We start from the raw sequence: 24,596 nt of genomic DNA on the forward strand, positions 1-24,596 counted from the left end.
CACACTGAACGATTCTGGTGGCCGACGATGATGCGGTTGCCCGTGAGCTGCTGGCAGAGGGGCTTGGAGAAGCGTACGATCGGCTTGTGGTGCTGGCCTGTGAGGGAGCGCAGTCCGTGGACGATTATGATGAGCATGTGACCAGCGAGGCAATGGGCTCAGGTTTCGTGAGGGAGGAGGCATGATGCATTCAGCGACGATTCTGGTGGCCGACGATGATGCGGTTGCCCGTGAGCTGCTGGCAGAAGCGCTCAGGAAAGAAGGCTATCAGGTCGAGGCGTTTGCAAGCGGGGAAGAGGTGATCGCCAGGGGGCGTGAGGGACGGGTCGATCTGGTGTTGACCGATATTCGCATGGGGGCCGTGGATGGACTCACTGTGCTACGGGAGTTCAAGCGGGTCAGTCCGAATACGGCGGTGGTGGTGCTGACGGCGTTCGGCTCATTGGAGGGTGCGATTGAGGCGATCAAGCAAGGGGCCTACGATTACCTTGCGAAACCGTTCAAGCGGGAAGATATCAAGCTGGTCGTCAAGCGAGGGCTGGATCACTGTCGGTTGCTTCGAGAGAATGCCCGGTTCCGAGAGGAGTTGAAGAGCAAGGGCGAGTGGTCCCCATTGGTCGGAAGCAGCACGGCAATGTTAGAGGTCTACAAGCTGGTCGCCCGTGTGGCGGAGAGTAAGAGCACCGTGTTGCTGCAAGGAGAAAGCGGGACGGGCAAAGAACTGATTGCTCGGGCCATTCATACGAATGGTCCTCGTCGAGATAAGCCCTTTATCCCGGTCAACTGCGGCGCCTTGCCGGATACGCTGCTGGAGTCGGAAATGTTCGGATATGAGAAGGGCGCGTTTACCGGGGCGGTAGGGACCAAGGTCGGACTCTTTGAATCGGCCAATGGGGGGACGTTATTTCTCGATGAAATCGGTGAGCTTGGACAAGCGTTGCAAGTGAAATTGTTGCGGGTGATGCAAGATCAAGAAGTGCGGCGAGTCGGGAGCACGACATCAACTAAAGTCGATGTCCGGATCATTGCCGCGACGAATCGTGATTTGGAGCAGTTGGTGAAGGAAGGAAAGTTTCGGGACGATCTCTTCTACCGCCTGAAAGTGGTGCCGATCACCTTGCCGGCGTTGGTGGAACGCCGGGAAGATATTCCCATGTTGGTGCATCACTTTCTGCAAAAGTGTGCCACGGGGGCCGGGCACGTGGTACGAGGCGTCCTGCCGGAAACCATGACGCTCTTGACCCAGTATCGCTGGCCGGGCAATGTGCGTGAGTTGGAGAATGCGATTGAGCGGGCCGTGTCATTAAGTCACGGCCCCATGTTGACGCCCGAGGATTTGCCGGAAGTGATCCGACAGGGAGTGACCGCTGAAGGGGACGCGAGTGTTGTTCCAGGCGATCCACTCAATGATGCCTATCTGACACTCGAGGAAGTTGAGAAACGGCATCTGATTCGCGTGCTCAAGGAAACCAAGGGTAATAAGGTGAAAGCGGCCAAGATTCTTGGGATTGATCGGCGAACCCTCTATCGGATGGCAGAACGGTTTGGTCTTGACCTGGGAGAAGAAGTAGAGGGAGTAGAGAAAGAATCTGTCGGACCGAGCGGAACATCCTGATAGAGGAGTCGTTATACGTGATAAGTCCGTCACATAGAGGGCAAAAAAAAAGCGCCACGACCGTGAGGCCGTGGCGCTTTTTTCATAACAGGAGACGCGCGCTATTGTTTTGCGCCGTAAAACGTCTCAGTTGTATAAGTGGTCTGGACGATTTTCAGCTCGTTTTTGATTAACCGTAGTTTATTTTGTGCACTCTGTGGGACTTGGGGTGTTGTTGGGCCCCAGCTGTCAAACATCGTTTGCTTGCCCTCAGACGAGACCTGGAGACGGAGGCGAGAGCGCTGATCAGTTTCCGCCGTCACAGACGCTTCAGCCTGGCTTCTGACAACGCCAAACCGTCCTCTCACAAGCCAATCCCAGATGCTCGGCTGCTCGCCCCGATAGCCCGTGTGAAGCTGCGACCCGTCCTTCCAGTCCACACAGCAGTAATCATCATCTGCAAGCACTTTTGTCACAGCGGCCTTAACCCGGTCTGCCGAAACAGGCAGCGTGACTTCCACGACATCTGGCTCCACGGGGTGCTGAACACCGGCACATCCAAACGTAACAGCGGTGAGGGCGACAATGGCGAGGTAGTCCATTCGGATCATTTTGTTCTGGCCTCCTTCAGACGGTAGACAAGGTGAGTATCAGTCTGCGTCACTCCTTCGATACTATGGATCCGACTCAGGACAAGCTGAGTCAGGGCGTCTTGATCAGCGATATGCGCGATCGCGATGATATCCGGATTCCCCCAACAGGGATCAATCGTTTTGATCTCTTTAATTTCCCCCAGTGCTTGGGCGACCGAAGACGTCATCCCAGGCATGACATTGATCAGGACGTAGGCCCGATCCGAAGCAGCCTGAGCCCCCGGTTCAGGGCCATGGATTGTATACGGGACTGAACCGGAAGAGGGCTGCTTTATAGCAAAGGCGGTTTGCCCTGTCAATACGGGCTTGCGGGGCGATGTTTTTGTGGGTGCGGTGGTAGACGGGATGGATTTGAGGTTTGCTTTTGCCATAGTCTCACTTTGGCGCAACAAGCACCTCGATCCGGCAGTGCTCGCTGACGCTGGTTAGGGTGGTTTCGAGCCGTTTGGGGCTTCCGATACGGCCTTCCGGATCGTACACAAAGCAAAAGAGAGTAGAGCAGCGACCTTGGGTCCGGTAATGCGCAGCATCCGCCAGGATCTGGTCCGTGAGTTCTTTCGTCGTCATCCCTGGTCCGGTTTTCTTCGCGACGATGGCGATCTGATCTCGATTCACTAATAGGGTGGTCCGTGAGGCACCTTCTGTGTAGGGCGGTGTCCATTCATCGGTTGCGACCTCATCGAATTCCACTTTCAATAGGGCGCACAACAGGTCCTGTAAGTCGTACTCATCATCGACTTCGATGGTCGGCCGATAGTCCTTTCTCAGGCGGAGCTGGCGGGCGACCGAGTGGAAACGTTGACAGACCTTTCGAATCAGCACGAGTGGGTCGTGATCACGTCCGGTTTCGGACGCGGGTGACATGCTTCGGGTCATCGATGGATTATCCGCCACGAGCGTGTGGGGAGTCTCTCGTATGAGTGGTGCCGCCTTTGGGCCTGTCTCGGGAGCCGGAGCATCGATGTGCGGAGGAGTCAAGGAGGAGGATGTTGGTGGAGCCGCTACAGATGCGGTTGCTGCCTGTGTTGTGTCGATCGGCCTATCAATCGACGGAGGGGTAGGAGAAAGGAGCGGAGGTGAGGCCTTTGGGGGCAGCGGCGCGGTAATGGAGGCGCCTGTTGGGTGCGTGAGGGGTTCGATTGTTGTGGGGAACGGGGTTGGAGTTGGAACAGGTTGAGGAGCGGGTATGGCCGTGAGTGGAGGTGGTGGCGCTACTGGTTCGGGAGCAGTCGGTGGTGCTGATGCCAGGGGAGTGAAAGTCGGTATAGGGGGCCCAGAGGGCGCAGAAATGGGAGCGGGCGTTGGAGGGTGAGGTGCCGGCTCGATCGTCGATTGTGGTGGTATCGGAATACTGGGAGTAGGAGTAGGCCCTACACCTGCTGTTGTGACGACCGCAGCAGCAGTGGGTGCCGGCGGTGAAACAAGTTCCAAGTGTGTCGCGGGACGAGGAGTTGGTGTAGATGAGGAGTCGGTTGTGGCCGTCGGTTTTAGCCCGTGCAATTCAAGCTTTCGGTCCTGCAGGGTTTGAATCAATCCTTTAATGACAACGAGGCTCTGGGCTATCTCCCCCTTGTCTCCAGTCCGAATCTTGAAGTTTCGGTATGTCTGGTATTCCTGCGACCGTTCCCCGAAGGTCTGGCGCAAACACTCCCGAAATTTCAGCTCGGCCTTGCTTCGCGCGGCATCACGGTAGGGAAAGCCGTCTTGGCTGAGGTCATGGATGGCCGCCAGAAGTTCCTGAAATTTATTGATGCCGAGCGAGAGCTCTTCGAGAAGATCGGCCTTGGGTTTCGGGCGTTGCAGTTCCCCTGCGCGTGCTCGTGCCATAGTCGTGGAAAAAGTCTAACTGAGGGGCACGAACCGAGCAAGAAAACAACGGGTTTGCGCCGATGGTCTCGGTGAGTTGTGCGAGAGGGAGCATGAAGGCCTCGCGATCCTATGACCGGCAAGTCGTCATGGTCGAGGCGAAAGGGTTGATGAAGGAGAGGGCGATGCGATATGCGTACTGCCTCGGCGAACGTGGAGCTCCTACCGTGGATTCACCGCTATAAAGTCGTCGATAAAGTCTTTGGCCAGCGGTTCGACGGCGTCTGTGATGATTTGATTCACATTCTCCTGTCGCACCATTCCAATCACACTTGCCGACCACGTGGTGCCCCATGTCTTCTTATTTTTCATGGAGAGCAACCCGACAAGTTGCTTGAGATCCACTGTGACCGTATAGGCATACAACCCAAGTTCTTCCTTCAGCGTATTGACATTGATGTAGAGATACGGGGATGAGCCAGACCTGGTTCGTTCAGTGAGGAGTCGGATACCCTTTGAGCGAAGGGCTTGCTCGACTGTTGTGCGGATGGCCTCTTGTGAGAGTCCATCAGCTGACGCATCGGGACTGACCTCTTCAATGACCAGCCCCAGTCCGAACATCCCTCGTAACGATTCCCGGCTTCCAGAGTCGAGTGCGTTGACGACACCGATATTCCCCCACACCAGGATTCCGATGAGCAGCTGCAACACGTACCGCATAAATCCTCCAGTTCGCTGATAATCACGTATCTTACTCGAATTTGTTCATGATTCCCACTGGGGCAATGGGTCGTCTACAGGCGAATACGCGTTCTCACTCTCATCGAACAAGACAGAAATGGACTGTAGAGGGGAAGTCGCATACTCCCCGCAGAGCGAAGTCCTCATTTGAATATATGCGGTGCGCTGGTGTAGCGTGGGTTGAGATGTGGCCGGAAAGAGTAAAGATTGAATTGACGAGGTCATGATGCGAACGGAAGTGCAGCACGTTCATGTCGGCAATGTTGACGAAGAGGTTGAGCAAGTTGATCAGGTGCAAGCCACCCGCCGGGCCCGTTCCCAGTTTGAGAAGCCGACCGGCTTGGGAGGTAAGGTGGCCGGGTGGATCATGGCACATCGACGATCGAACCGAGAACGAAACGAATGGGCCCTGTCGTTGCTGGAGCTGCAGCCCACGGATCGTGTGTTGGAAGTCGGTTTTGGACCGGGTGTCGCCATCGCCCTTATGAGCAAGGTGGTGACGAACGGGCACATCGTGGGTATTGATCATTCTGAGGTGATGGTCCAGCATGCGAAAAAGCGTAACGCCTCAGCGATTGCACAGGGCCGAGTCGAATTACGACTGGCCTCAGTCTCCGATCTTGCCGGCGGTTACGACCGGTATGATAAGTGTCTCATGGTCAATGCCTTCCACTATTGGGACAATCCTGACGACGCGTTGAGAAGGGTGCACCGTCAGATGAATCCTGGAGGGAAGATCGTGGTCGCGTTTCAGCCCTCTGTGCAGGGTCCCACGGTCGAAGATACCCTGAAGGCCGGTCACACCATGGTCGCCACAGTCAAGGCTGCGGGTTTTTCCAGAGCCCATCTCGAAATCAAATCGATGGCGCCGGATTCTGTTGCTTGCGTGGTAGGGATGAAGGAGGGGTAGGGCTGTCGGAAGAAGAATTCTCTGTTGGTAATCTGATGATAGCTGGGCAGGAGATATGCGTTTCTTACCAGGCAGCGAACTGCGGGTGGAGTTTATCCCACCGCAAAGATTACGCCGATGTCTCAGTGAGCGGTGGGGACGAGTAAGTCTGGTGGTAAATAGAGGAAAAAAGAGCCTGCGGTACGCACAAGCAAGCTTTGGTGTCCCCGATACGAATTGAACGTACGACCCTCGGTTTAGGAAAGCAACTTTAGCATCCCACTCCAGCCTACTCAAGCGCAGTTAAGCCAATTCTATCAATGCGTTCAGCTCACTCACATTTTTGGCTGGAATTGCCTGGAATGGGATGGAATGAGGTGGGCGTGAGCACAAAATGAGCACAAGTGAGAGAGGTGACCTCTTCTGCTTCGCTTAGTATTCAGAAAAGGTTTCCCTCAAATAGTACGGCTTTGGGCCGACAGACGTATGTCTAACCAGCAGCGAGCTCTCAAATCTGGACAGCCACTCCGCTCAGGGAACGGGTACTGGTGTGAGCAATACTGTGTGGCTTCCCGCCTTGCATATTATTTGTCCGAGGTCATTGATGGCGATTGCTTCACTGAGACCCCATCCAGTTCCACTAGCGTCCAGCATTGTATTGAGGTTATGCATCACGCCGTTTGAATAAACAAATGCAAAGTGTCCGTACCCCGGCTTGTTATACCACCCCACAATTTGCCCTGATTTATTAATTCCATTGGCAGAACTCGCATCGATCGTAACCCCAGGTGGACTCAGAAGGTCTACCATTTTGCCATTCGTGTACAGGAAGGCACGCCCTGCTTCCGAGACGCTTGATAGCTTCACCATAGCTTGTCCAACAATTTGCCCCGAGTTATTGATACCCAAGGCGACACTGGAGCGGCCACTAAAGGTATGTAGGTCTGTCATGACGCCATTGTGATACAGAAAGGCGTGACGGGGGCCAAAGTTTATGAGTCCGGCCTGCCCCACGACTTGTCCAGAATCATTTATATCGTAGGCAGCGCTGAAAGGTCCGCCCCACACATTGATATTCGTCAGAACGCCATTGTGGTACATCACCGCATAGGAGGTGGCACTGGTTTGAGTGTAACCGACGGCTACGCCAGAGGCATTGATCGCGTAAGCACGACCATAACCTGCATTACCCGCAATCCCAGGGAGAAGTCGTACGGTACCATGGTCGTACAGGAAGGGATAGCCATCACCCGTCTGTCCCACAATTTGTTCCAAATCATTGATGCCATAAGCACTTGCGTAAACCCCCACCGTGATGCCCAAGCTCATCATCATGTGGCTTTTGTACAGAAAGACGTGCGAGATGTTTCCTGGGACGGTGGACCATCCGACAACCTCTCCAGAGTTATTGATGGCAGTGGCACCGCTCCTGCCTCCACCCAGTGAGCCCAAATCTGTGAGGCTATATTGTCCGGCTTGCACGAGCCGCTCGGTCGCTATAACTATTCCGAGGCTTAGCAGACTGCAAAGTATGACATCATGCCACCGAGAAAAGCAGGGAAAACGCTTCATTTGATCCTCACAGTGAAAAGGAGCAGCCTCATACCGGAAGCTGGTGACGGGCCCGCAGCGGTCATATCTCTGGGCATTTTCTCAGGCTGAGAGCATGATGTATCACGTATCGATATGCCAGGGTCGCATTCTAGTAGCGATATAGTATAATATTATACATAAGCAGTACTCATATACCACATCTTGAGGCTCATGCATAGCACAGGAAGACTTGTAGGTGAATCAAGAGTGCTTCCAGTAACGAGGGTGTGCCGAGGCAGTTGCACAGAGGGAGGAAATTTTTGAAAAAGAATTATGGGGCATACCATGAGGGGGGCAAAATCATACTGACAAGAGTGTTTGTAAACTTCTAACCGTCTTGTCTCATTTCTTGTGGTCAATAGGTTCAAAAATCAGCCATGAGTGATTTTGCTGAGCCATCCTGTTGAGGTGTTGGTCGACTGAATCAGTTTTGGTCTATCGTCCCTCTGAACGCTTCATTGAAATCCGATTGAGTTAGGCGTCAAGCCACCCTCGGCGACGCGCCTCTTCCTCCGAGATGGAACTGGGATTGACGGCCTCTTGCAGCGTCCCCTGAATGCGTTGTACTTCTTCCTGAAACAGCTGTAACGGTATCGCATACTCCGCCTGTCGGACAGCAACAAACCTGGCATATGAGCTGGCCTTTGTGACCCACGACAGAACTGCGTATAAATGCGTGTCCGTCGGAATGCCCTCTTGAGTGTGTTGAAAAGATCTGTCCATCTGACAGACAGTTTGTAATTCGAGGCTGACCCGTTTGAGGTCTTGACTAAACGTTCTTGCTGCTTCGGTTTGGTCATGCAATTTGCCAAACTTCTCAGCCCATCTGATCGCACAATCGACCGCATCGAAGATTTTAGTTAATGATGGTGTGTCGATGCTGTGGATCAGCGCATCTTCAGCCTGTTGGACTTCCTCGGCAAACCGGATCAATGCCTGGTTCTGTTCGTGGCTACCAAATCCGAGCAGACGACGGGCATGATCCTTTGCCGCCGTTGAACTGGTGAGAATCAAATGGAGGGTGGGGACCATCTTATCCTACCTGTGGATTGTTCGTATAAATAACATCTCCCAGCTCGCGACAGCTTTTTTGAAGCCTCTCGCAAAATTCCTCTAGGGCTTCGGCATGTTCTGGATGCGTTACTTCAAACAGTTGGGCAAACGCAGATGCGGCGGTGACTGAATGACGGACCTCAATCAGTGAACCCTTAAACTGACTTTGACTCATGTCCACCGTCCCTTCTTCGCTTTTCACGGGACCACGCTAAGTGCATAGAACTCTGTGTCGACTTTCGAGACTACCAGCGTCAGCGGTATTTCACCAGCATGTAATGGCATTAGGCCACCTGACAACATCGTTGTAAGAGCTGGGCCCATGCCTGTCTCTTCACGATTGTTGTAGCGATCACAAGGATCTGTTTTTGAACTAGGGAAACGATATGCATATCTCTGCAAAAAAATCGACATGAGGAGGAAGTAAAGGGGTCGGATACTGTTTATTGACCACCTTTCGTCTTTGTGAAATGTCGAGTTTCTCCAGGCAGATGCTTTCCCTATTGGGACGTTCAGATCTCACTGAGTGCCATAAAGAACGCTTATCGATCGGATATTTATTTCTTCTCTGAAGGAGCGGTCAGTGTGATATGGGCATCCACATAGACATGCGAGAGATCGGGCGGAAAGGCCGGTAGGGGACTGGTGTTGAGCACCGCTTGTTTTCCTGCCGCATTATAGTTCTCATTGCCGGACGACTGCTCAAGTTGCACCAGGCTGACTGATCTATTCTTATGAAGCCGAAAATGAACGACAGCCGTATAGGTACGATTCGTAAAATCCAGTGCCGAGGCCTTCAATACGTCGCGGATTCGCTGTTGCACGAGCGCAAGATGCGCCGTGACTCCAGGCGCTGGCCCATCGGCCACAGCCTTCTGAGTAGTCTGTACTTGTGCTTGTTCGGCTCCGACGCGTAGAAATAAAGGAGTCTGACCGCTAAAACAGTTCCTGCCACTATGGTCATGTGCGTGCTCGTGGTGAAGCGAAATCTAAATGGATGACCGTCAGCTTGAGGAACCGGCCTGCAGGGTGGTCTTCTGTTCGCGCAAGGAGGTGAACCTAGCAATCTGACGACAAGAGGAGAGAGGGACTACCACTGCTAACTGGTGACACGATGCTCTGTTGAGAGAGCTGGATCGTGATCTTCCCATTCTGGCTCGATCGCTCGACCTTCCGCGAAAAGACTGGCGCCTAATTTCATAACAGGTGAAAACCTCAAGGCCAATGCGGGCCTACCGTCCGTGCCGGTCCAGCAGGATGACGCAACCTGGTTAGACCGTCTCTCACACGCGTCTCTCCCATTCAAGGCTTATCTGACGGGGACCGATATTATACAAGCATACCAATACGTTGAGAACTAGATGAGGCAAGGAGGGCAGTCGAGATGTTGAATACGAAGCCAGCAACCATCCTGATTATTGAGGATGATCCGTCGCTGCGAGACTCGTTGCAACGTACGCTCCGAAAACAAAGCTACACGATCTTACAAGCTGCGGAAGGTGGGGAAGGAATGATGTTGTTGGGGACCCATGCAATCGATGTCGTGCTCGTCGATATTTTTATGCCAGGGAAAGAAGGGATAGAGACTATCCGACAGATTCGCCGATCGTACCCTCAGGTCAAAATCATCGCGATGTCCGGCGGAGGGGAACGAAGGTATATCGATGTTCTGCGCGTGGCCAAGTCGATCGGGTGTCATCAGACTCTAGATAAACCCTTTTCAAACGAAACTCTTATCAACGCCATACAGGCGCAGTTGGCGTAAGATCGCTTATTCAAGGACTTAGAGCGTATCAATCATGACGAAATCTATTCGGTATCGATGGATTCCATTCAACATGGTGGCCGTGACTGCGGTTGCGGCCGGCATCGTGCTATTTGGGATCTCGAAGTTTGAGAGTTATCTGGTCGACCGAACCGGACGGGAGCTGCAGTGGGCGGCCATGGAGATTGCCGAAAAAATTGATCTGCTGCTCGTTGAGCGCTATGGAGACATGAAACTTATCCAAGGTATTTTACCGGAGGTGGGGTACGAAGCACGGGAGAAACACTGGAGCCAGCACTTTAAGAACATTCAGGAGGCATACCCCATTTATGCCTGGATCGGCTTCGTGGATAAAGCCGGTCGAGTCGTCGCCAGTACCGATCCGGCTGCCGTCGGCAAAGAAGCAGGGAGTGCGAGATGGGTGGGCCCAGTAGACGGCAAGCGGGGTATTACGATCCAAGAAATCCAACACGATGAATTGGTGGACGGGCAGTGGACGCTCAGCTTTGCAACTCCGGTGACATTGCCTGCGTGGCCTGGTCGTTCCGGCCCTTTTGAGGGAACCCTTGTTACGCGAATCAGGTTGTCAGAGCTCGACGAGGTGGTGACCCGCTCGCTTCGTGAGATGAAAAGGAAAATGGAATCCCGGGAAGGCATGGAGTATCAAGTGGTCAATAAACAGGGGCAGGTCCTTATCAAGTCACGGCATCTGCTAGAAGGGACCACCAATCTGATCAACCTTGGCGTCAAATCGGCGGAGCGAGCCACTGCCGGAGAAGCGGGATTCATCCTGGAGCAGTATGCGCACCGGCCGGTAGAGGTTCTCACAGGCTATGCGCCGATCCCTGAGCAGAAGGATTTCCCACAGTTGGGGTGGGGCATACTCGTTCAAGTCGATCATCAAACCGTGCTTGGGCCGATCCGTTCTCTCATTCAGACCGTTACGTTCTGGGGGATGGCCATCTTCTTTCCCTTGTGGGCGTTGCTCCTCTGGACGATGCACAGACTGCGAGCGGAATGGCATCAAACAGAGGCTGCGCAGCAAGCGTCACAGGAATTAGTCAATCAAAAGCGCACCTTGTTGGCCACAGTGGAAGCCTTTTTCATCCAACTCAACAATGCGACCGTCGTGGCGGAATGGACTAACCAGGCTGAGCGAACCTTTGGGATCACCGCTGATGAGGCGATCGGGAAACCCTTTGGTGGGCTCGTCATCGCATGGGACTGGCATGTTGTGTCCGAGGCGATCGCGCAGGCGGCGCAGAACCGGGTGGTTGTGCGTCTGAACAAAGTCGTCTTGAGCAAAGAGGGCGAACGACCACGCTATCTCAAGCTCACATTGTCGCCGCTCAAGACGAACAGTGGCCTGGATATCGTTCTCATGGGGGAAGATATCACGGAGTATCTGGCGCTGGAGCATGACCTGAGTCAGGCGCAGAAGCTCGAATCGCTGGGGCAATTGGCGGCCGGCGTGGCCCATGAAATCAACACACCGACTCAATTCGTCGGTGACAACCTACGATTCTTGTCGGACGCTTTCACCGATATAGGGGCCGTGCTTGATCGCCATCACACGTTGTTGACCTCGGCCAAGGCAGGCTCGTGCCAGCAGGAAGCTATTGAGCGCTGTGAAGCGGAGGCGCGACGGGTGGATCTTGAGTATCTGCAGGAAGAAGTACCCAAGGCCATCACGCAATCCTTCGAAGGGGTTGAACGCATCACAAAGATCGTACGTGCGATGAAAGAATTCGCCCATCCAGGCGGAGAGGAGGCTGCGTATGAAGATCTCAACAAAGCTATCCAAACAACGGTGGAAGTCTCACGCAACGAATGGAAGTATGTGGCGGAACTGATTATGGATCTTGCGCCAGACCTCCCGCCGGTCTTCTGCCAGTTAGGTCCCATCAATCAGGTGGTGCTCAACATCATTGTAAATTCTGCCCATGCCATAGGAGATGTCGTGAAGGGCACAACACAGAAGGGGCGGATCACAATTTCTACACGGACGGTCGGCGACGGGGTGGAGATCCGGATACGCGATACCGGAGGCGGAATTCCCGAGACGATCCGGGGAAAGATCTTTGATCCGTTCTTTACGACGAAGCCGGTCGGCAAGGGAACTGGCCAGGGCTTAGCGATTGCCCGATCCGTAGTAGTGGACAAGCATGGCGGAAGAATCGACGTGGAGAGCGAAGTAGACCAGGGCACAATATTTATCATCCACCTGCCGGTGAAACCGAGGGAAGCGCCATCCGTTCGGGAGGCTGCTTGAGGAAGTCCACATGAGACTTGAGCGTGAAACATGCGATCCAAGGCTCGTCTTGTGTCGTTTGCAGGATTCTGCCCTGGATTAGGGGAATAGCAACGCGAACAATGTGGCGATGATGAAACACATTCTTTTCGTCGACGATGAGCAGAGGATTCTGGATGGCTTGAAACGTACATTGCGCTCTATGCGGGACGAATGGAATATGCTCTTTGCGTGTGGAGGTGAAGAGGCGCTGAGGATTCTCGAGCAGTCTGCTATCGATATTGTTATCTCGGATATGCGGATGCCTGGTATGGATGGGGCTCAGTTATTACGGGAAGTCCAGCGGCGATATCCCCACGTCATTCGAGTCATCTTGTCCGGGCAATCCGATAAGGAGATGGTATTGCAATCGATTAGTGCCACGCATCTCTTTCTGGCTAAGCCCTGCGAAGCGAAGGTGCTTCAGGCAACGATTCAACGGGCATGTGTCTTGCCGGGGGCACTGAAGAACGACAGTCTTCGAGCGGTGGTAGGACGGATGCAGACCATTCCGAGCATGCCGAGGCTCTACTCTGAGATCAAGAATTTGGTGGAGTCAGACAATTGGTCGTTGAGGGCTGTGAGCGACATCGTTGCGCAGGATCCCGGGATGACAGCCAAGGTGTTGCAACTCGTCAATTCCGCATACTTCGGGTTGGCCACGAACGTATCAACGGTGGAAGAGGCCGTGAACTTTCTTGGGGTGGATATTGTTCAGTCGCTTATGCTGACGGCCGATGTGTTCACGCAATTTCCCGGTGAGCAGGTGAGCGCGTTCCATATTGACGCCTTGTGGTCGAAAGGGATGATGACCGGCATGTTGGCACGTGCTATCGCTAAAGCAGAACGACGGCCGAGGGTAGAGGTCGAGCAAGCCTTTATAGGCGGCTTGCTTCACGACATAGGCATTCTCATGCTGGCCGCCGGTTGCGGGGAGTCGTATCGCTCTCTACTCGAAACGGCACGCGCTCAGAAAATGAAGCTCTGGGAGATAGAACAGAGCGAGTTTGGCGTGACTCATGCCGAAGTTGGCGCATACCTATTGGCACTTTGGGGAATTGGTCCCTCAATTGTAGAGGCCGTCTCGCTTCATCATTGCCCGGGAGAGTTTCCGACAAATGATTTTAGCCCAGTGACCGCGGTCCATGTGGCTGAGGTCCTCCATCAAGAAATTGCCGGGCCAGCAATGGAATACCTATCTTCTTCGTTGGATCTACCCTATTTGGAGCGGCTCAAGCTGGCCGATAGAGTGCCGTACTGGCGAAATCTTGCTGAGAATACCAGACAGGAGTCAGCATGATGAACGAGCGAATTCTATGCGTGGACGATGATGTGAATATACTCGAGGGATACCGACGGCAGCTACGCAAGGAGTTTTCACTGGAGATTGCTGTTGGACCGACGGAAGGCTTGCAGGTTTTGACAACACAGGGCCCGTTTTCAGTGGTGGTGTCGGATCTCCAAATGCCAGAAATGAATGGAATTCAGTTCTTGTCGAAGGTGCGGGAACTATCGCCCGATACAACGCGTCTGCTGTTGACCGGCAAAGCCGACCTTCAATCAGCGATCAATGCCATCAACCAAGGGCAAATTTTTCGCTTCCTCACGAAGCCCTGCTCCTCAGATCAATTGGCAGACGCCCTCACGGCCGGAGTCTCTCAGTATCGGCTGGTCACGGCTGAACGGGAACTTTTAGAGCAGACGCTTAGCGGTAGCATCAAGGTCTTATGCGAAGTTTTATCGCTGGTCAACCCCGAGGCGTTCGGCCGCTCCACCCGCATCACGAGACTGGCTGAAGCGATCGCCGGACATATGCACATCGCGGAATTATGGCCGATCAAGATTGCGGCCCTCTTATCTCAGATTGGCTGTGTCATCTTGCCGGAAGCGGTTTTGAAGAAGGTTTACCGAGGAGAACCGCTTACTTCTGACGAATCACAACTATACAATCAGCATCCCTATGTTGCCGCTGATTTGGTGGCCAAGATTCCCCGTATGAAACACGTCGGAGACATCATCCGGCTTCAGGATAAACACTACGACAGTGGCGCTGGACCGGACCACGCTCGTTCTTCCTCTCCGGCCCCCGTGGAAGCGAGAATTCTAAAAGTGGCGCTGGATTTCGATGCTCTTGAATCTGCCGGCAAGACTAGGCTGCAAGCGATTAACGACCTTAAGAACAGGACGGGCCGGTATGATCCGAACGTCTTGAACGCCCTGGATGAGGTAATTGCCGATAGTCCCAAATACGACGTTCACCGTATAAGAGCCTGCCAGCTGCGGTTGGGCATGATTCTTGGCGAAGATGTTCGGACCAACAGCGATGTTGTCTTAGCGTCGAAAGGGCAGGAAATAAACGAGTCCATCACGTTGCGGATTCAGAGTTCCGCGCGCATGACTGGTGTGAAGGAGCCATTTATTGTGCTGGTCTCGGCTAATGAAGGATCTGCGGAGACGGATCCGGAAGAGTCACGGAAAGTCGCGTAGATTCATGTGTCCGACCTGTGGGTTGCACAGCGCGTCTAGATAGAACACCTGGAATCTCGTGTGCCGCATGCGTGAGCTGTATCTTGAGCACCATGGCGTGCTCGGCTGTCTGCGACTGTAGGAGGAAGTGCAGTATGTCGGGAACCGTTGTGGCTGCTATTGGGGCGGCCGCCTGATGCGTCGGTTCGGATTCCAGGGCATTCATCATTGACAGCGCTGGAGGAGGAAGCTTCCGGTCTTCTGTCGGTGGGGAGCGCGGAACCATTCGGAGGGAGCTTTACTGTTACGGCCCCCGATACCACATAGGTAACCGACATCACGTACCATAGACCTAGCCAACGAATCCCGCCTGTCTGAGGCTGAGGTGCCTTACCATGTCAGAAATACATGGCTCAATGACGAAAGAGTCTAGTTGGTTGGATACTATTTCTTGACCATCTTTTTCTGGCCTGGAAAGCGAGATGGCTTTCTGGGCTATGATTCGTGCTTGGGGCGTCCAGCGCTCATCGACTGGCTGGTTGTACGGATAGTCACTCCTTCTCTGAGGGAGCGGTCAGGGTGATATGGGCATCAACGTACGCATGTGAGAGATCGGGCGGAAAGGCCGGTAGTGGACTGGCACTGAGCACCGCCTGTCTCCCTGCGGCGTCATAGGACTCATTGCCGGATGACTGCTCGATTTTCACTAGGCTGACTAATCCATTTTTATGAAGCCGAAACTTGACGACCGTCGTATAGGTGCGATTCGTAAAATCCAGCGCCGGGGCTTTCCAGACATTACGGATGCGCTGTTGCACGAGCGCAAGATACCCCTTCGATCCAGGCGTTGCCCCATCGGCCATAGCCTTCGGAGGAGTCTGTACGTGTGTTTGTGCGGCTCCGACGGGGGTTCCTTTGTGCGAGCAGCTTACTAGGCCCAGGATACAGAGCACAAGCAGTGTCCATTTGACACCCCATTGCCCTTCAACCATCTGCCAGTCGTAGGTCATAGCTCCGTGATCCGTTGTTGAACGTCCTTGCCGAGTCATCCTTGCGTCTCGCCGTCTAGGAGCAGGATCGAGATAGAGGTGCAGATCTTCGTTCTTGCATCGTCCGTTATGAGGAGATGAATCCGCTTCACAACACGATGTGAGGTGGTGCACTATTTTGTCACTGCCTGAACGTAAAAAGGAAAGGTTTGGTGCCCCCGATACGAATTGAACGTACGACCCGCGGTTTAGGAAACCGCTGCTCTATCCAACTGAGCTACGGGGGCGTGAGCCGAACTGTAACGCACTGGCAGACAGATTGGAAGGGGAGGGCGGATACTTCTTGCTCTTTCGTCAACCGCAGCATCCGCCGGCGAAAACTTGCCGCTGTCTATGGGCGTTCCAACAGGCGGGACAGAGTTGGACCATGGAGCAGGTAAAGCCGTCGATCGATTCCATTCGTTGCTCAACGACCGCCCCGCAATCTGAACAGGGGCCTGCGGCAGTCTCCGACTGTACGTTACGTGCTTGGGCCATCATGAGTCGTGACCTTTGTGTTGGGGCGAATATGTTGATTGCACACGGAGGACATAAAAGCACGTGTCTGTCGGGAGCCGGTCAAGATCCACAACCGTTTCGCCGGTGAAGTGATCTTGGCTGTCCGTAATCCCGCTTGGAGGTGTTTGAGTCGATCATCCAAGGCGGCTACCGTTTGTTCTAACTTGATGAGCTGATCGCTCGTGACGGAGATGAGTGCTGGCATGATCCCACTCCTTTTCTAAAGAGCGCAATGCCGAATGACGCCGATGACAAGCCCTTCGATCTGAAACTCGTCGGATGGTCGGACAATAATCGGCTGCATCGTATCGTTGGCCGGACGCAGCTCGATATGGCGTTCTTTTTTGTAGTAGATCTTGATCGTCGCTTCACGATTGACCAGAGCCACGACCATTTGTCCATTCTTCGCGGTCTCTTGTTTACGGACGATGACCAAGTCGCCGGGGAGAATGCCTTCGTCCTTCATCGACTCGCCTTTGACCTTCAAGGCGAAGGTTTTTCCGTCCTGGAACATGCTCGGTGGGACGTCAACCAGTTCCGCTTGCGAGACTGGTTCGATTGGCGTTCCAGCGGCAACAAGGCCGGCCATGGGAACCTCGGTTTTTTGTCGTAATTGATTGAGCACGACCGAGACGATGCCGGGAATCTTCCGCATGCCGGCCTCATACCGTGCGACGGATACGCGAGTTGTGTGCAGGGCATCAGCCAGTTGTTGCTGCGTGAGACCTAATTCTTCTCGAAGGCGTCTGACGTCTTGTGGTTTCATGATGTATCCATTGGTAACACATCGCTTTGTTCTCGTCAAGCGGATCGCAGTATAGAAGGAATTTCAGGCTGGAGATAGTGGAGGATGTGCAAAACATGTATGAAATTGGTCTTTGCCCCATGTGCCGGGATATGCGGCCGTGATGATGACCAAAAACTAGGCAAGAAGCTCGATATGAGGGCGTAGCGTGTGTTCGGCATCGGTGGGGATACTTAACCACAGGCTTATCCACAGAAACTGGGGAGAGAGGCGCTATTCCGCGAACTCTTCGTTCAACGCGACTGCTTTGATATGGGCAAACACGCGCTGACCTGGTTTCAATCCTAACAACATCAGCGATTTTCTCGTGATACTGGCGACCAGGGGTGCTCCGATGTCCAACAGAATGTCCACCGACGTGTGATTGATCTCCCGTATCTCAACGATCGTCGCTTCAAGAATATTCAGCACGCTGGTGGGGGAGCCCACCCGCCCGACGACGAGGGTGACATCGGTAGACAGGATGTGCACGCGCATGGACTGCCCGATGGTGGCTGGTTGTAGTGGAATGAAGAGGGACTGGCCTTTGAATTCCAGCTGAGTCAGTCCGTACTGAGCATCGTGGCTTGTAACGTGCGCGTCAAAAATTGCGCCGATTCGATGGGAGCCGAAGCTGCCTCGAAACGGCAGATCGGTCAGCACCTCGTTGAGCGCACCGACTCCCACGACGTGGCCTTCTTTCAGCAGGACGATGCGATCTGCGAGTTGAAGAATTTCAGCTATCGCGTGGCTGACATACACCACCGGGATGTGTAGTTGCTGATGCAGTCGGCGGATGAACGGGAGTAATTCTTGTTTACGTTGAATATCGAGAGAGGCGAGCGGTTCATCCAACAAGAGAAGTTTGGGGCTGGTCAGCAGCGCTCGGCCGATGGCCACTCGCTGTTGCTCTCCGCCGGAGAGTTTGTGGATGCGGCGCTCAAGCAGATGGCCGATGCCGAGGATCTCAACGACCTGTTCCATCGTAATGCGGCGTTCTTTCGAGGGAATGCGGTTGTAGCCGTACCGCAGATTCGAACGGACGTTGTAATGAGGAAACAGGCGCGGCTCTTGGAAGACATACCCGATCGGACGCTTATAGAGAGGCAGGCACAGATCCGTTGTTTCGTCCTGCCAGACTTCCTCGCCGAATTGCATGAAGCCATGTGGAGCTCGCTCAAGTCCGGCGAGACATCTCAGGAGCGTGGTTTTGCCTGATCCGGAGGGGCCAAAGATCGCGGTGATACCCGATATCGGTACATCGAGATCCACATTCAAATGAAATGTCGACAATCGCAGGTCAAATCTTGCTCGTAAGAGACTCATGAGACGTGGATGGGAAATCGACGGTTTGCGACGTACACAGCCAGCAAAACGAGAAACGAAAAGGTCAACAAGACAGTCGCGATCGCATGGGCTTGGCCATACTCCATAGCTTCCACATGCTCAAAAATCGTTGTGGAGAGGACGCGTGTTTCTCCAGGAATCGAGCCACCGACCATGAGGACCACGCCGAACTCACCGATCGTGTGTGCGAACCCCAGTACGATGGCAGTGATATATCCACGCAGGGCGATCGGCGAGACCACGGTCAGGAAGGCATCGAGTCTCGACGCACGAAGTGACCAGGCTGCTTCCAGCGGGGCTTTCCCGACGGCTTCAAACGCCCCTTGGAGCGGTTGGATCACAAACGGCATGGAATAGAAGACCGAGGCGATGACGAGTCCGGTAAATGTGAACGCGAGATTGACGTGTGCCACTCGTCCGAACGGCCCATAGGGACCGAGCGCAATGAGCAGGTAAAATCCAAGGACGGTGGGAGGCAGCACGATGGGAAGCGCAACCAGTGCTTCAATGATCGGTCTGATGCGTGAGCGGGTGTGGGCCAACCACCAGGCAAGTGGTGTGCCGATGAGAAGGAGCACGGCCACCGTCGTAGCGGCGAGTTGTACGGTGACCCACAGTGCACTCAGATCTAGCTCTGTTAAGGCTTCCATGTGTACTTTCTTCGCGGTGAACGATGGCATCTATTGATGGTTCGCATTTATTGTCGGGTGTCAAGTTCGTGAATCGACTGTTTCATGGTTAGCCATGTCTAGATCCTGACTCGCATCGAAATATAAAAATAATCACTGTCTTTATTTCCTCCAGCCGGTAAGCCTGCAGAGGCGGGGAGCCGATCGAAATACGAGCCTTTGAACCAATGGACGTATCCAGCATCGAAATCCAGATTGGCGTTGATCGCCCATTGGGCTTGAAGATCGACATCATGTCCTAAAGAAGCGCCGGCGTTGCCTGTCGCATCTCGCAAGCCAGAATTGCCGAAGAAATCCCGGCTCTGCGCGAGATACCAGACGCGATGTTTGACTTGGAGAATCCAGCCAGGCGCGGGCACGACGATCAATCGCCAACCCGGTGAACTGAGGTTTGTTCTGGAAAATGGACCCCAGAGGCTGGTCGGCTCGTACTCAAAACGTCTGGAGCCAAACAGAGTGTCAAACCCTTCATCTTGACTATCATCAGGCCGATGATCGCCGCTGGCGTAGTCATAATGAAAAACAACCCTTGGCGTCCAGGGGAGATCGAACGTATATCCGAGATCCAGATGATGAAAATAGGCAAAATGGTCAATCACGCCTCTGTTTCCGATTTGCCAGGAACTTTCAATTTCGTAATCCAGCTCTTGCGTCTTGGGATCTTTATAGAGGCGTCCTCCGAACGTGGAATAGGTGCGATGGTTTGACACATTCGCCACGCGCCTATCGTTCAGGCCCAAGTAGTAGGCGTCAAACTGAAACCAGGGGAAATGTTTGCTCTCAAAATAAGTTCCCCAAAAGAGCGACTTGTCGTTCTGTGTATCGAGACTTACCTCGTCTCGGATGACCGGTTCCACGAAAAAGGCTTGGAGTCGCCAGGTCTTGTCTTGACTGATTTGCCAGTGAAGACCATCGAAAGAATTAACGGTGTTGCGAAAGGCGTTTCGTCCGATCAGCCGTCGCTTTCCCACATCCATGGTCATGCGTCCGAAATGAAAATCGGTCCGTAACCCGGTACCCATCACATTCCGCAAGGTCAACGATCCGAGTAACTGTAAAACGTCGAATTCATCGACCGTGGTCGTGTCTCTGAAATCTCCAGGGTCTCCATCTAGAAAGGAACGCGAATCCTGCCCCTCGAAAAGAAATCGCAATGGTCCGTTTCCACCCAATCCAAAGCGAACTCGCGACCTCAGAGGTACTTGTCCATCAGTCCGTCCATTTCCAATGGCTTGGTTTGCCCGCCAGGGGTGGCTATACGACTCGAATCGAGTCCGTTGCTCGAGTCCCAAGTCAATCCAGTCAGGAAGGCGCAGTCCGGATTTGAGGTATCGACTCCACTCGATCTCCTGCCGTCGATTGAGAATCGTATCGGCCGGTTCGATCCAGTTTTTTCCGGTTTGAGCGTCTGCCCGCTGTTTGATGTTGGAGCTCGTTTCTAAAAGATTTGAGGCAAGTTTGGTCTGGACTGACGGTGGCGGCTCAGTCATCGGTCCTTCAGCTAATGCAGGTCCGCTGACGAGCCATTTCATAACTCCTATTACAGCAGACCAGATTCCAAAAATATTGACCACCCCATACTTGTATCATGATGAGCCAACCGTCTTCATGAGAACAATCTCATGCGGGCTCGTAGAGTAAGGGTTTCCCAGTTTCGCAGCCGTATCCGCCTAGGGCTTCAACATCCGTATCAACGCAGGGGGATTTGAGGCGATTGGAAAATAGAATTGGGGATCACATAGGACGATCCGGACTTGATTCAGGGGCATATCCATCATGCTCTACTTCTTGCTCAAACCATTTTGCTATTCAATGCAATTCATATCCATAACGTTCAATTACTGCTTTGGCCTGAGGTCCACCTATGAATTCCATAAGGGCTTTTGCCGCCTGGTTGTCCTTTCCCTTCGTCAGCAAGATCAGGTCCTGTTTGATCGGCTCGTGAAGGTTGCTGGGAACATCCCACAGAGATCCCTTCCCTTTGATCTTCGGGGCCATGACCTGAGACAGGGCTACGAAGCCTAAGTCGGCATTGCCGGACTCGATGAATCCCATCGTCTGGCCGAGGTTCTCCCCCATGACGATTTTGGGCTGTATGCTCTCCCACAGTTCCAGTTTCTGCATCGCTTGCATCGCCGCGAGACCATAGGGGGCCGTCTTGGGGTTCGCGATGGCCAGGCGTGTAAACTTTTTTGAGCGCAGAGTTGCTTCTCCCTTGATGAGGTCGGTATTCGGACTCCACAGCACAAGACGTCCGATTGCATAAGTAAAGCGGGTGTCCTTCACCCCCAGCCCCTCGTCTTCCAGCAGCTTAGGGCGTTCCCTATCGGCAGAAAAGAACACGTCGAAGGGGGCGCCGTTCTTGATCTGTGAATAGAAATTCCCGGATGATCCAGCCGCGACTCTGACGTTGTGACCGGTGGCCGCTTCGAATTCAATCGCGATTTCACGAAACGGGGGCACAAAATTGGCGGCCACGGCCACTAGCGCTTGCTCGGCCGAGGCCGGTGTGACCGCCAGCGCGACGACAACGAAAAAAAACCATGTAAAAATCCTCTGTTTCATGATTAATCCTTTCTAGATCCGAACTCGTATCGAAGCATAAAAATAATCCGAATCCTTGTTTCCACCGGCGGGCATTTGAGCAAGGATGGTGGGGCTATTAAAATACGATCCTTTGAACCAATGGACATACCCGACATCAAAATCAAGATTGGAGGTGACTGCCCATTGGGCGCGAAGTTCCACGTCATGTCCCAACGACGTGCCGGAATTCCCGGTGGTGTCCCGTAAGCCGGAAGTGCCGAAGAAATCCTTGTCCTGAGCCAGATACCAGACGCGATGTTTTACTTGCAGAATCACGTTGGATGCGGGGGTGAGGATCAGCCGCCAACCCGGCGAGATCATGTTGGTTCTGGAGTGCGGGCCCCAAATGCCGGTCGGCCCATACTCCCATCGCCGTGCGCCGAATAGAGTGTCGAATCCTTCATCCTGGCTGTCGTCTGGCTTGTGATCGCCGCTGGCATAGTCGAAATGAAACAGCAGTCGAGGGGTCCAGAGACTGTTGAATGTATATCCGACGTCAAGGTGTTGAAAATGGGCGAAGTGATCGGTGATGCCGCGACGACCGGTTTGCCAGGAGGTCTCGATTTCATAGTCAAGCTCCCCCGGCTTGGGGTCCTTATACAAACGGCCTCCGGCAGTCGAGTAGGTTCGGTGGGCGGTCCCGTTGGGGACTCGTTGATCGTTCAGGCCAAAATAATAGGCGTCCATTTGGAACCAGGGGAAATGTTTGCTCTCCAGATAAGTTCCCCAAAACAAGAGGTTGTGATATTGCTGATCGAGCCGCACGTCATCCCGCACGACCGGTTGCGTCGCAAATGCCCGGACCCTCCAGGTATTTCCTTGAGAGAGTTGCCAGTGGAATCCGTCAAAAGAATTGACCGTGTTTCGGTAGTCATTCCGCGCGATCAAGCGCCGTCGGCCGAAGTCCATGGTCATGCGGCCGAAGTGTAGATCGGTGCGGAGCCCGGTGCCAAAGACGTTGTTTACGGTTAAGGACCCGACTAATTGTAAGATATCGAATTCATTGACCGTGGTGGTATCACGGAAATCTCCGCGATCTCCATCGAAGAAGGAACGTGAATCTTGCCCCTCAAACAGCAGCTTCAACGGGCCGTCGCCGCCCAAACCAATCCGAACACGTGAGCGCAACGCGAGCTGCCCATCCGTCCGGCCGTTGCCGATCGCTTGGTTCGTGCGCCAGGGGTGGTCGTAGGATTCGAATCTGGTCCGGTTTTCGAATCCAAGGTCCAGCCAATCTGGCAAGCGGAGCAGGGATTTTTCATAATGAACCCAATCAATATCTCGTTGTTGATTCAGCACCGCATCGGCCGGTTCGATCCAATTCTTCCCAGTACGATCCGTAGATTTGAAGTAATCCTCATCCGTAATCAGATGCTTATCATGGATGAGTTTGAGCACGGGGTCTTCGGTTTCCTTGAACACCCATTTTCCGTCTTTCTCTACCAGCTCGCCATACTCGACGGCCTTCGCCTGGTTCGTTGCTATCAGAACGAGCGGCACCGTGAGTACGACCCACCATAACGATTTAATCGACATAGACGCTACTCTTCATTCCGACGGTTGTTATGAAAGTGTATTTTTAAATCTTGAAAAAAGGTGATCAGGCGACTCGCAGGGCATGGAGTTTCCCGGTTTCGCTCGTGTCGTATCCTCCGAGGGCTTCGATCTCATCTCGAAAAGGACGGCTAACGAGGGTTTCAAACAGGTGCGTTAACGTCGGATGGGACTTGAGATAGGGTTTGGGGACGACCAGGTCGTACCGCGCGACTTGCAGCGGGACGAAGTCGAGCCCGAAGTGTTGCGCGGCAAAGCGAATTCCAATACCAACTTCCGCACGACGTTCTGCAATAGCCCTCGCCACCTCGAAATGCGTCGAGACGATACGGTCATACCCTCGAACTTGTGCTGGTTCTATCCCGGATGCCCGTAACTGCTGATCGAGCAGCAGTCTTGCTCCAGATCCCTCTTCTCGATTCATCAGGGTCACCATCGGCTCTGCAAGGTCGGCAGCTGAGCGGATGGATAGGGGATTCCCGGCTCTAACGAGAAAGCCTTCCTCCCAGGTCGCAAAGGTCACAACCTCATAGCCGGATCCTTTCAAAGATCGCCTGAGAAACGGCAAGTTCGATTCGCCCGTCACCGGGTCGAAGAGGTGCATGCCGGCTACATGGACTTCGCCACGTTGCAAGGATTGGAGAGCCGCCATGCTGCTCATGGTCCAGCCGACGACGGTGGTTCGGTCTTTATGGCGTCGCAAATGTTCACCGACCAAGAAAATCGCAGGGTCACAACCGGCCACGGAGATTTCTTGTTCAATGGCTTCTCGATCTCGTGAGAGTTTCACACGAACTGTGGTGCCGGACTGCTTGCCGGATGTCTCGGTGACATAGCCGTCGGCAGGGACAGCAAAGGAGAGTTGCTCGCCTAAGTCTGTGACAGGTCGCACGACCGTTCGCGTTCCAACGGAGGAGACTTTGACACGGATTGGGTGGGTGCTCGTCTCAGCTTGAGGAAGCGACCCGATCAACGTGCCTTCCACAATGTCTTCGGTTGGGACAAGGCTGAAGAGGTCTTCCACACGGCAACTCAGCACCGAAGCCAACCGGAGGGCTACAGCGGTTGTCGGGAGGTAGAGGTTCGATTCAATGGCCGAAACAGCCTGTCTGGTCACGCCAGCCCGCACAGCAAGTTCTTCTTGTGAAAATCCATGTTTGGTACGAACAGATCGCAGGTGATTCGTGAACTGGGCCGAGTCTTTAGTCTGTTGATGTTGAGTGCTCATGGCGCACTGTA

At 53.8% G+C, this 24,596-nt stretch carries 25 protein-coding genes and 1 tRNA gene; 9 read left to right on the top strand and 17 right to left on the bottom strand.

Features of this window, described 5'->3' with window-relative positions:
• Positions 1-17: 17 nt before the first annotated feature.
• Together COMA1_RS21195 and COMA1_RS17285 are read left to right on the top strand one after the other, a co-directional pair.
• Complete coding sequence (locus COMA1_RS21195; protein ID WP_176698144.1) at positions 18-185, top strand: hypothetical protein; 168 nt, start codon at positions 18-20, stop codon at positions 183-185.
• Positions 182-1,615 carry a sigma-54-dependent transcriptional regulator gene (locus tag COMA1_RS17285; protein ID WP_245631140.1) on the top strand — a complete coding sequence of 478 codons (1,434 nt, stop codon included), beginning with the start codon at positions 182-184 and terminating at the stop codon, positions 1,613-1,615. Before COMA1_RS21195 ends, COMA1_RS17285 begins: the two co-directional genes overlap by 4 nt.
• A gap of 101 nt (positions 1,616-1,716) precedes the next feature.
• Here COMA1_RS17285 and COMA1_RS17290 read toward each other — a convergent pair whose 3' ends face one another.
• From COMA1_RS17290 to COMA1_RS17300, 3 genes are read right to left on the bottom strand one after another with little or no spacing between them, the layout of a single operon-like run.
• Positions 1,717-2,205 (bottom strand): hypothetical protein, encoded by a 489-nt coding sequence (locus COMA1_RS17290; protein ID WP_090750787.1) that lies wholly within the window; start codon positions 2,203-2,205, stop codon positions 1,717-1,719.
• On the bottom strand, positions 2,202-2,618 hold the full coding sequence (locus COMA1_RS21675) for an Lrp/AsnC family transcriptional regulator (RefSeq protein ID WP_245631141.1): 417 nt from the start codon (positions 2,616-2,618) through the stop codon (positions 2,202-2,204). Before COMA1_RS21675 ends, COMA1_RS17290 begins: the two co-directional genes overlap by 4 nt.
• A gap of 4 nt (positions 2,619-2,622) precedes the next feature.
• A complete protein-coding gene (locus tag COMA1_RS17300; protein WP_090750788.1) occupies positions 2,623-3,111 on the bottom strand; it encodes a PD-(D/E)XK nuclease domain-containing protein in 489 nt (162 codons plus the stop codon).
• Between the two features lie 52 nt (positions 3,112-3,163).
• On the opposite strand from COMA1_RS17300, the gene COMA1_RS17305 reads away from it, so the two are divergent.
• Both COMA1_RS17305 and COMA1_RS17310 read left to right on the top strand, forming a co-directional pair.
• Positions 3,164-3,424: a hypothetical protein gene (locus COMA1_RS17305; RefSeq protein ID WP_090750789.1), complete on the top strand. Its 261-nt coding sequence runs from the start codon at positions 3,164-3,166 to the stop codon at positions 3,422-3,424.
• Positions 3,425-3,741: 317 nt separating this feature from the next.
• On the top strand, positions 3,742-4,149 hold the full coding sequence (locus COMA1_RS17310; RefSeq protein ID WP_090750790.1) for a hypothetical protein: 408 nt from the start codon (positions 3,742-3,744) through the stop codon (positions 4,147-4,149).
• Positions 4,150-4,275: 126 nt separating this feature from the next.
• On the opposite strand, the gene COMA1_RS17315 is transcribed toward COMA1_RS17310, so the two are convergent.
• On the bottom strand, positions 4,276-4,773 hold the full coding sequence (locus tag COMA1_RS17315) for a DUF4136 domain-containing protein (RefSeq protein ID WP_090750791.1): 498 nt from the start codon (positions 4,771-4,773) through the stop codon (positions 4,276-4,278).
• Positions 4,774-5,017: 244 nt separating this feature from the next.
• Here COMA1_RS17315 and COMA1_RS17320 point away from each other — a divergent pair, with 244 nt between their 5' ends.
• Positions 5,018-5,704, top strand: a complete 687-nt coding sequence (locus COMA1_RS17320) for a class I SAM-dependent methyltransferase (RefSeq protein WP_090750792.1) — start codon at positions 5,018-5,020, stop codon at positions 5,702-5,704.
• A gap of 510 nt (positions 5,705-6,214) precedes the next feature.
• Here COMA1_RS17320 and COMA1_RS17325 read toward each other — a convergent pair.
• From COMA1_RS17325 to COMA1_RS17340, 3 genes are all read right to left on the bottom strand, one after another.
• Positions 6,215-7,255 (bottom strand): DUF3466 family protein, encoded by a 1,041-nt coding sequence (locus COMA1_RS17325; protein WP_090750793.1) that lies wholly within the window; start codon positions 7,253-7,255, stop codon positions 6,215-6,217.
• Between the two features lie 495 nt (positions 7,256-7,750).
• Entirely contained in the window at positions 7,751-8,308 is a 558-nt protein-coding gene (locus tag COMA1_RS17330) for a hypothetical protein (RefSeq protein ID WP_090750794.1), read from the bottom strand.
• A gap of 578 nt (positions 8,309-8,886) precedes the next feature.
• Positions 8,887-9,198 carry a TonB C-terminal domain-containing protein gene (locus COMA1_RS17340; protein WP_176698145.1) on the bottom strand — a complete coding sequence of 104 codons (312 nt, stop codon included), beginning with the start codon at positions 9,196-9,198 and terminating at the stop codon, positions 8,887-8,889.
• Between the two features lie 515 nt (positions 9,199-9,713).
• On the opposite strand from COMA1_RS17340, the gene COMA1_RS17345 reads away from it, so the two are divergent.
• From COMA1_RS17345 to COMA1_RS17360, 4 genes are all read left to right on the top strand, one after another.
• Positions 9,714-10,094 (top strand): response regulator, encoded by a 381-nt coding sequence (locus tag COMA1_RS17345; protein ID WP_090750797.1) that lies wholly within the window; start codon positions 9,714-9,716, stop codon positions 10,092-10,094.
• 34 nt (positions 10,095-10,128) lie between these two features.
• The gene (locus COMA1_RS17350; RefSeq protein ID WP_090750798.1) at positions 10,129-12,366 is read left to right on the top strand and encodes an ATP-binding protein; all 2,238 of its coding nucleotides are present in this window, start codon (positions 10,129-10,131) and stop codon (positions 12,364-12,366) included.
• Between the two features lie 109 nt (positions 12,367-12,475).
• On the top strand, positions 12,476-13,684 hold the full coding sequence (locus COMA1_RS17355; RefSeq protein ID WP_090750799.1) for a response regulator: 1,209 nt from the start codon (positions 12,476-12,478) through the stop codon (positions 13,682-13,684).
• Positions 13,681-14,871, top strand: coding sequence for an HD domain-containing phosphohydrolase (locus COMA1_RS17360; protein ID WP_090750800.1), 1,191 nt, complete (start codon positions 13,681-13,683; stop codon positions 14,869-14,871). The genes COMA1_RS17355 and COMA1_RS17360 overlap by 4 nt, the downstream gene beginning before the upstream one ends.
• Before the next feature lie 530 nt (positions 14,872-15,401).
• On the opposite strand, the gene COMA1_RS17365 is transcribed toward COMA1_RS17360, so the two are convergent.
• The 10 genes from COMA1_RS17365 to COMA1_RS17410 form a co-directional block, all read right to left on the bottom strand.
• Complete coding sequence (locus COMA1_RS17365; protein ID WP_090750801.1) at positions 15,402-15,899, bottom strand: energy transducer TonB; 498 nt, start codon at positions 15,897-15,899, stop codon at positions 15,402-15,404.
• 150 nt (positions 15,900-16,049) lie between these two features.
• A tRNA-Arg gene (locus COMA1_RS17370) sits at positions 16,050-16,126 on the bottom strand.
• A gap of 233 nt (positions 16,127-16,359) precedes the next feature.
• A complete protein-coding gene (locus tag COMA1_RS17375) occupies positions 16,360-16,602 on the bottom strand; it encodes a hypothetical protein (RefSeq protein ID WP_090750802.1) in 243 nt (80 codons plus the stop codon).
• Between the two features lie 15 nt (positions 16,603-16,617).
• Positions 16,618-17,163: a transcriptional repressor LexA gene (lexA, locus tag COMA1_RS17380; RefSeq protein ID WP_176698146.1), complete on the bottom strand. Its 546-nt coding sequence runs from the start codon at positions 17,161-17,163 to the stop codon at positions 16,618-16,620.
• A gap of 252 nt (positions 17,164-17,415) precedes the next feature.
• On the bottom strand, positions 17,416-18,507 hold the full coding sequence (gene modC, locus COMA1_RS17385) for a molybdenum ABC transporter ATP-binding protein (RefSeq protein ID WP_090750803.1): 1,092 nt from the start codon (positions 18,505-18,507) through the stop codon (positions 17,416-17,418).
• On the bottom strand, positions 18,504-19,178 hold the full coding sequence (modB, locus tag COMA1_RS17390; RefSeq protein WP_090750804.1) for a molybdate ABC transporter permease subunit: 675 nt from the start codon (positions 19,176-19,178) through the stop codon (positions 18,504-18,506). Before modB ends, modC begins: the two co-directional genes overlap by 4 nt.
• A gap of 98 nt (positions 19,179-19,276) precedes the next feature.
• Positions 19,277-20,749 (bottom strand): alginate export family protein, encoded by a 1,473-nt coding sequence (locus COMA1_RS17395; protein WP_090750805.1) that lies wholly within the window; start codon positions 20,747-20,749, stop codon positions 19,277-19,279.
• A 277-nt stretch (positions 20,750-21,026) separates the two neighbouring features.
• A complete protein-coding gene (gene modA, locus COMA1_RS17400) occupies positions 21,027-21,782 on the bottom strand; it encodes a molybdate ABC transporter substrate-binding protein (RefSeq protein ID WP_090750806.1) in 756 nt (251 codons plus the stop codon).
• Positions 21,783-21,794: 12 nt separating this feature from the next.
• Positions 21,795-23,339 carry an alginate export family protein gene (locus COMA1_RS17405; RefSeq protein WP_090750807.1) on the bottom strand — a complete coding sequence of 515 codons (1,545 nt, stop codon included), beginning with the start codon at positions 23,337-23,339 and terminating at the stop codon, positions 21,795-21,797.
• A 64-nt stretch (positions 23,340-23,403) separates the two neighbouring features.
• Positions 23,404-24,585 (bottom strand): substrate-binding domain-containing protein, encoded by a 1,182-nt coding sequence (locus COMA1_RS17410; protein WP_090750808.1) that lies wholly within the window; start codon positions 24,583-24,585, stop codon positions 23,404-23,406.
• Between the last annotated feature and the right edge of the window lie 11 nt (positions 24,586-24,596).

It is taken from the genome of Candidatus Nitrospira nitrosa, from assembly GCF_001458735.1.
GTDB lineage: Bacteria > Nitrospirota > Nitrospiria > Nitrospirales > Nitrospiraceae > Nitrospira_D > Nitrospira_D nitrosa.